This window comes from Enterobacter cloacae complex sp. IR5458 (genome assembly GCF_049238025.1).
In the GTDB taxonomy this organism is placed as follows: domain Bacteria; phylum Pseudomonadota; class Gammaproteobacteria; order Enterobacterales; family Enterobacteriaceae; genus Enterobacter; species Enterobacter kobei.
In genome coordinates this window covers 193,192-200,966 of the sequence record NZ_JBMKIF010000008.1, presented here as the reverse complement: position 1 = coordinate 200,966, position 7,775 = coordinate 193,192, and the positions used below count along the sequence as shown (strand labels likewise).

The 7,775-nt window shown below is 54.2% G+C and carries 8 protein-coding genes; 7 read left to right on the top strand and 1 reads right to left on the bottom strand.

The features are described 5' to 3' along the window. The 6 genes from ACOTYN_RS09570 to phoU form a co-directional block, all read left to right on the top strand. A partial coding sequence (locus tag ACOTYN_RS09570; protein ID WP_421634624.1) for a fimbrial protein occupies window positions 1-700 on the top strand: 700 nt, incomplete at its 5' end. Window positions 701-946: 246 nt separating this feature from the next. Continuing rightward, the gene (gene pstS, locus ACOTYN_RS09565) at window positions 947-1,987 is read left to right on the top strand and encodes a phosphate ABC transporter substrate-binding protein PstS (RefSeq protein WP_014881891.1); all 1,041 of its coding nucleotides are present in this window, start codon (window positions 947-949) and stop codon (window positions 1,985-1,987) included. Between the two features lie 81 nt (window positions 1,988-2,068). After that, the gene (gene pstC / locus ACOTYN_RS09560; protein ID WP_014881892.1) at window positions 2,069-3,028 is read left to right on the top strand and encodes a phosphate ABC transporter permease PstC; all 960 of its coding nucleotides are present in this window, start codon (window positions 2,069-2,071) and stop codon (window positions 3,026-3,028) included. Then, the gene (gene pstA, locus ACOTYN_RS09555) at window positions 3,028-3,918 is read left to right on the top strand and encodes a phosphate ABC transporter permease PstA (RefSeq protein WP_014881893.1); all 891 of its coding nucleotides are present in this window, start codon (window positions 3,028-3,030) and stop codon (window positions 3,916-3,918) included. Before pstC ends, pstA begins: the two co-directional genes overlap by 1 nt. Window positions 3,919-3,965: 47 nt before the next feature. Continuing rightward, complete coding sequence (gene pstB / locus ACOTYN_RS09550) at window positions 3,966-4,739, top strand: phosphate ABC transporter ATP-binding protein PstB (RefSeq protein ID WP_010426574.1); 774 nt, start codon at window positions 3,966-3,968, stop codon at window positions 4,737-4,739. A 13-nt stretch (window positions 4,740-4,752) separates the two neighbouring features. Then, window positions 4,753-5,478 (top strand): phosphate signaling complex protein PhoU, encoded by a 726-nt coding sequence (phoU, locus tag ACOTYN_RS09545; RefSeq protein ID WP_008500182.1) that lies wholly within the window; start codon window positions 4,753-4,755, stop codon window positions 5,476-5,478. Between the two features lie 94 nt (window positions 5,479-5,572). On the opposite strand, the gene yieH is transcribed toward phoU, so the two are convergent. Further along, a complete protein-coding gene (gene yieH / locus ACOTYN_RS09540) occupies window positions 5,573-6,238 on the bottom strand; it encodes a 6-phosphogluconate phosphatase (protein WP_032635224.1) in 666 nt (221 codons plus the stop codon). Window positions 6,239-6,403: 165 nt separating this feature from the next. Between yieH and adeP the strand changes: the two genes are divergently transcribed. Further along, the gene (gene adeP / locus ACOTYN_RS09535) at window positions 6,404-7,741 is read left to right on the top strand and encodes an adenine permease AdeP (RefSeq protein WP_137675653.1); all 1,338 of its coding nucleotides are present in this window, start codon (window positions 6,404-6,406) and stop codon (window positions 7,739-7,741) included. Window positions 7,742-7,775 lie beyond the last annotated feature (34 nt).

Below are 7,775 nucleotides of genomic sequence, written 5' to 3'. Positions count from 1 at the left end.
AAGCCTATCTCTTATCTGGAGATACAGCTACTGTCTGGTGTTTCAGGGGGCTACATCACGGTGTCATAATGGCGTCAGTTCGCAAACCACGTTTTACAGCGGCGGGTCGGGCTTTATTTATCTGTATGTCAAAAAACAATTTACCGGCACGATCACCATACCGTCGATGGTCATGGCAAATATCTATGCCACTATCGATCCCCGTACCATCTCGAACGAAATCATCTCGGATGTGATTGTGCAGGGATCGGTCACGGTCCCGCAAACCTGCGAGATAGATGAAGGCCAGGCGATAATGATTGATTTCAAGTCTATTCTGGCATCGGAATTCTCAGCTAACCGGGGCCAGGCGGTGTCTTCACGCAAGATTACCCGGCAGGTCAATATCAAATGTTCAAATATGATGTTTACCGACACGCTGGGTGCAACCTTCCACGCCTCTGCCGCGACAGCCGACAGTACGATGGTGGCTACCGATAATCCTGACGTGGGGATTAAGATTTACGATAAACATAACAGGGAAATTAATGTGAACGGCGGTGAACTTGAGGCGGAAACGACGAAAATGCCCGTGACTCTGGAAGGCGAGACGCTGGGGACACTCACGTTTTCAAGCGCTCCGGCTAGCGCAACCGGGTCCAGACCCGCGCCAGGTCCGTTCAACGGTACGGCTACCCTGACGATTGAAATCGGACACTAATCCTTTAACGGCTGTTTATGACAGCCGTTGTCATATTTCACGGACAAAACGGCGATCTTTAAAATAAAAATGACAAAAAAATGAATGCCTGATGAATTAAGTGCTATATTTTTCATGTGGTTACACCTTCCTTTGTGTTTGTCATAAAACTGTCATATTTCGTACATTTATCTGTCACCTGTTTGTCCTATTTTGCTCATCGTAGCCACTTAAACAATGATTTACGAAATCCTTGCAGGAGACATTATGAAAGTTATGCGTACCACTGTCGCAACTGTTGTCGCCGCGACCTTATCTCTGAGCGCGTTCTCTGTATTTGCAGAAGCAAGCCTGACTGGCGCTGGTGCAACCTTCCCTGCGCCGGTGTATGCCAAATGGGCGGATACCTACCAGAAAGAAACCGGTAATAAGGTTAACTATCAGGGTATCGGCTCCTCCGGTGGCGTAAAACAAATTACCGCTAACACCGTTGATTTCGGTGCATCAGACGCGCCGTTGTCTGACGATAAACTGAATCAGGAAGGTCTGTTCCAGTTCCCGACCGTGATCGGTGGTGTGGTTCTGGCTATCAACCTGCCGGGCGTGAAGTCTGGTGAGCTGGTGCTGGATGGCAAAACCCTGGGTGACATCTACCTGGGTAAAATCAAAAAATGGGATGACGAAGCGATCGCTAAGCTCAACCCAGGCCTGAAGCTGCCTGCTCAGAACATCGCCGTGGTTCGCCGCGCGGATGGTTCTGGTACCTCCTTCGTCTTCACCAGCTACCTGGCAAAAGTGAACGAAGAGTGGAAATCGAAAGTCGGTTCCGGCTCTACCGTTAACTGGCCAACTGGTCTGGGCGGTAAAGGTAACGACGGTATCGCTGCGTTCGTACAGCGTCTGCCTGGCTCAATTGGCTACGTAGAATACGCGTACGCGAAGCAGAACAACCTGTCCTACACCAAACTGGTGTCTGCTGATGGCAAACCTGTAAGCCCGACCGAAGAGAACTTTGCTAACGCTGCAAAAGGCGCTGACTGGAGCAAATCCTTCGCGCAGGATCTGACGAACCAGAAAGGCGAAGGTGCGTGGCCAATCACCTCCACCACCTTCATTCTGGTTCACAAAGAGCAGAAGAAACCTGAGCAGGGCGCTGAAGTGCTGAAGTTCTTCGACTGGGCATACAAAAACGGCGCTAAACAGGCTAACGACCTGGACTACGCCAGCCTGCCAGACAGCGTGGTTGAGCAGATTCGTGCTGCATGGAAAACCAACGTGAAAGACAGCAGCGGTAAAGCATTGTATTAATTTAGCATTCTGACGAAAATGGCGGGTGGCGCTTGCGCTTACCCGCCGATTTCGTAAACGCGTTTAACAGAAGAGTGATTTATGGCTGCAACCAAGCCTGCATTTAACCCTCCGGGTAAAAAAGGTGACATGATTTTCAGCGCGCTGGTCAAACTGGCTGCGCTGATTGTGCTATTGCTGCTGGGCGGCATTATCGTGTCTCTGATTTTCTCCTCCTGGCCGAGCATTCAGAAATTCGGTTTCTCCTTCCTGTGGACCAAAGAGTGGGATGCGCCGAACGACGTTTACGGTGCGCTGGTGCCCATTTACGGCACGCTGGTGACCTCGTTCATCGCTCTGCTGATTGCGGTTCCAGTAAGCTTCGGTATTGCCCTGTTCCTGACGGAGCTGGCGCCAGGCTGGCTGCGTCGCCCGCTGGGCATCGCCATTGAACTGCTGGCGGCCATTCCAAGTATTGTGTACGGCATGTGGGGCCTGTTTATCTTTGCGCCGCTGTTTGCCACATACTTCCAGGAGCCGGTGGGAAATGTTCTTTCTGCCATTCCGTTTGTGGGCGCCCTCTTCTCTGGCCCGGCATTCGGTATTGGTATTCTTGCGGCAGGGGTGATCCTCGCCATCATGATTATTCCGTACATTGCGGCGGTTATGCGCGATGTCTTTGAACAAACACCGGTGATGATGAAAGAGTCGGCCTACGGCATCGGCTGCACCACCTGGGAAGTCATCTGGCGCATTGTCCTTCCGTTCACCAAAAATGGGGTGATCGGCGGCGTCATGCTGGGATTAGGTCGTGCGTTGGGTGAAACCATGGCGGTCACCTTTATCATCGGTAACACCTACCAGCTCGACAGCGTCTCTCTGTATATGCCGGGTAACAGTATTACCTCAGCACTGGCGAACGAGTTTGCCGAAGCGGAATCCGGGCTGCACGTCGCGGCGCTGATGGAACTGGGTCTGATTCTGTTCGTTATCACCTTCATTGTTCTGGCGATTTCCAAGCTGATGATCCTGCGTCTCGCGAAAAATGAGGGGGCACGCTGATGGCGACTCTCGAAATGCAAAGCACCGCTCAGCTGGCGGAATCCCGCCGCAAAATGCAGGCAAAGCGTCGTTTTAAAAACCGCATTGCGCTGACGCTTTCCATGGCGACGATGGCGTTCGGCCTGTTCTGGCTGATCTGGATCCTGATGTCCACCATCACCCGTGGTATTGATGGCATGTCGCTGGCGCTATTCACCGAAATGACGCCGCCGCCAAACACGGCGGGTGGTGGTCTGGCGAACGCCCTGGCGGGGAGTGGATTACTGATCCTGTGGGCGACCGTGTTCGGTACGCCGCTGGGCATTATGGCGGGTATCTACCTGGCAGAGTACGGGCGTAAATCCTGGCTGGCTGAGGTGATTCGCTTCATTAACGACATCCTGCTTTCTGCTCCGTCGATTGTCGTGGGTCTGTTTGTTTACACCATCGTGGTTGCGCAAATGGAACACTTCTCCGGCTGGGCGGGTGTGATTGCGCTGGCGCTGCTGCAGGTGCCTATTGTGATTCGTACCACCGAGAACATGCTGAAACTGGTGCCGGACAGCCTGCGTGAAGCGGCTTATGCGCTGGGTACGCCGAAGTGGAAAATGATCTCTGCGATTACGCTGAAAGCGTCGGTCTCCGGGATCATGACCGGGATTCTGCTGGCTATCGCCCGTATTGCCGGTGAAACGGCTCCGCTGCTGTTTACTGCCCTCTCCAACCAGTTCTGGAGCACGGACATGATGCAGCCGATCGCCAACCTGCCGGTGACGATCTTTAAATTTGCGATGAGCCCATTCGCGGAATGGCAGCAGCTGGCCTGGGCCGGGGTGCTGATCATCACCCTTTGCGTACTGTTGCTGAACATTCTGGCGCGCGTCATTTTCGCGAAGAAGAAACACGGTTAATTTTTTACGGCGCGGCAGCTCGCGGCGCCGAATGAGGAAAAGAGTCAATGAGTATGGTTGATACTGCCCCGGGTAAGATTCAGGTTCGTGATTTGAACTTCTACTACGGCAAATTCCATGCCCTGAAGAACATCAACCTGGATATCGCGAAGAACCAGGTCACGGCATTTATCGGTCCGTCTGGCTGTGGTAAATCCACGCTGCTGCGTACCTTTAACAAAATGTATTCGCTCTATCCGGAGCAGCGTGCTGAAGGTGAAATCATCCTGGACGGTGAAAACATTCTGACCCAGGCGCAGGATATCGCCCTGCTGCGCGCCAAAGTGGGGATGGTGTTCCAGAAACCGACGCCGTTCCCGATGTCCATTTATGACAACATCGCCTTTGGCGTTCGTCTGTTTGAAAAGCTTTCCCGTGCCGATATGGACGAGCGCGTGCAGTGGGCATTGACCAAGGCCGCATTATGGAACGAAACCAAAGATAAACTTCACCAGAGCGGGTACTCTCTGTCCGGTGGTCAGCAGCAGCGTCTGTGCATTGCGCGCGGCATTGCTATTCGCCCGGAAGTGTTGCTGCTTGATGAGCCGTGTTCAGCGCTGGATCCGATCTCAACTGGCCGTATTGAAGAGCTGATCACCGAGCTGAAGCAGGATTACACCGTGGTTATCGTGACCCACAACATGCAGCAGGCGGCACGTTGCTCCGATCACACCGCGTTTATGTACCTGGGCGAGCTGATCGAGTTCAGCGATACGGACGCGCTGTTCACCAGACCTGCGAAGAAACAAACCGAAGATTACATTACTGGCCGCTACGGTTGATTTGGAGTGAATCATGGACAACCTCAATCTTAACAAACACATTTCCGGCCAGTTCAACGCAGAGCTGGAGAGTATTCGCACGCAGGTGATGACCATGGGTGGCATGGTTGAACAGCAGCTTTCCGATGCGATTACGGCTATGCACAACCAGGACAGCGAGCTGGCGAAGCGCGTCATTGAAGGCGACAAGAACGTCAACATGATGGAAGTCGCCATCGACGAAGCGTGCGTGCGCATTATCGCGAAACGTCAGCCGACGGCGAGCGATCTGCGTCTGGTGATGGCCATCATCAAAACCATCGCCGAGCTGGAGCGTATTGGTGACGTGGCCGACAAAATCTGCCGCACCGCGCTGGAGAAATTCTCGCAGCAGCACCAGCCGCTGCTGGTGAGCCTGGAGTCACTGGGTCGGCACACCGTGCAGATGCTGCACGACGTGCTGGATGCTTTTGCGCGTATGGATCTGGACGAAGCGGTGCGTATCTACCGGGAAGACAAGAAGGTCGACCAGGAGTATGAAGGCATCGTGCGTCAGCTGATGACCTACATGATGGAAGACTCCCGTACCATCCCAAGCGTGCTGACCGCCCTGTTCTGCGCGCGCTCCATCGAGCGTATCGGCGACCGCTGCCAGAACATTTGCGAATACATTTTCTACTTCGTGAAGGGTCAGGACTTCCGTCACGTCGGCGGCGACGAGCTGGACAAGCTGCTGGCGGGTAAAGACCCGAAAGAGTGATTTTTGTGGCGGGTGGCGCTAGCGCTTACCCGCCCTACGCACTAACTGGTTTTCTCCCTCTCGCTTTGGGAGAGGGCCGGGGTGAGGGGAAACACTACCGAGTAATATCCCACCCGCGCGCTTTCCACAGCTCCGGCAACTGCGCCAGATCGGTAAAGGTCGTCACGTTTGGATGAACGATCGGCTTGTTGTGCGGATCGGCACAGAAGTAAAACACCTCCATCCCTGCATCAATGCCGGACTGCGCACCCGCAGACGAGTCATCCACCAGAATGCAGTTCTCGACGTTGACGTTCATCGCTTTGGCCGCATGGAACATCAGCGCCGGGTCGGGCTTCCAGCGCTGGATATCGTAGCCGCTGAACAGTTTTTCCGGGAAATGGTGCAACATTTCAAGCTTGCCGAGCGAGTGCTGCATTTTGCTGACCGGACCGTTAGAGACCACGCAGATCGGCACCGTCATCGCATCCAGCAGCGCGTTTGCGCCTGATATGACTTCCAGCTCTGAGTCGAACAGGCGTGCAACCTCGGCGCGATACACCGGCTCCAGATCCGCTTTTGCCAGAAAGACACCGTGTTCTTTGTTAATGATGTCGATAATCTCGTAGAGCTTCACGCCCTTAAAGCGCTTAAACACCTCTTCGAGCTCCAGCGTAATGCCAAATTCCTGGAACATGGTGACATACGCGCGGGAACAAATGACCTCACTGTCGACCAGCGTACCGTCGCAGTCAAAAAATACCGCTTCAATTCCGGACATGCCTTTCCCTTTTAACAAGTTTAACGTTTTCGTACGGCAGTTCGCCGGGACGCAATCGTTGCCGTATAAGCAAAATCAATGAAAAAAGTATCACGTAACTGCCACTATTGTCGCATTTTGGTATAGGATAGCGACGAATTTTCCCTCCTTGTTCGGAAATTGATGATGAGTCAACAACACACTACCCAGACATCTGGTCAGGGTCTGCTTGAGCGCGTGTTTAAACTGCGCGAGCACGGCACAACGGCACGCACCGAAGTGATCGCCGGTTTCACCACCTTCCTGACGATGGTCTACATCGTTTTTGTGAACCCTCAAATTCTGGGCGTTGCTGGCATGGATACCAGCGCCGTCTTTGTGACGACCTGTCTGATTGCGGCGCTTGGCAGCATCCTGATGGGCGTGTTCGCTAACCTGCCGGTTGCGCTGGCTCCCGCTATGGGTCTGAACGCCTTCTTCGCGTTCGTGGTGGTTCAGGCGATGGGGCTGCCGTGGCAGGTAGGCATGGGCGCGATTTTCTGGGGCGCTATTGGTCTGCTGCTGCTGACCATTTTCCGCGTACGTTACTGGATGATCGCGAACATTCCGGTGAGCCTGCGCGTGGGTATTACCAGCGGTATTGGTCTGTTCATCGGTATGATGGGGCTGAAAAACGCCGGTGTGATCGTCGCGAACCCGGAAACGCTGGTGAGCATTGGTCATCTGACCTCGCATAACGTGCTGCTGGGCGTGCTGGGCTTCTTCATCATTGCGATCCTGGCCTCCCGCAATATTCATGCGGCGGTGCTGGTGTCCATCGTGGTCACGACCTTACTGGGCTGGATGCTGGGTGACGTTCACTATAACGGTATCGTCTCTGCGCCACCGAGCGTTTCAACCGTGATTGGTCACGTTGACCTGGCGGGTTCCCTGAACCTGGGCCTGGCGGGTGTGATTTTCTCCTTCATGCTGGTCAACCTGTTTGACTCATCCGGTACGCTGATTGGCGTGACGGATAAAGCAGGTCTGGCGGATGAGAAAGGGAAATTCCCACGCATGAAGCAGGCGCTGTTTGTGGATAGCATCTCTTCCGTCGCGGGCTCTTTCATCGGCACCTCGTCTGTTACCGCTTACATTGAATCCTCTTCCGGCGTGTCCGTGGGCGGTCGTACCGGCCTGACGGCAGTGGTGGTGGGTATTTTGTTCCTGCTGGTGATCTTCCTCTCTCCGCTGGCGGGTATGGTTCCTCCGTATGCGGCAGCTGGCGCGCTGATTTACGTGGGGGTGCTGATGACCTCCAGCCTGTCACGCGTGAAGTGGGATGATTTAACCGAAGCGGTGCCGGCGTTTATTACCGCCGTGATGATGCCATTCAGCTTCTCGATCACCGAAGGTATCGCGCTGGGCTTTATCTCGTACTGCGTGATGAAGATCGGTACCGGCCGCTTCCGCGATCTCAGCCCGTGCGTGATTGTTGTTGCGCTGCTGTTTGTGCTGAAGATTGTGTTTATCGATGCGCACTAAGGTGCGGTTTGTGGTGTCAGGTGGCGCTTCGCTT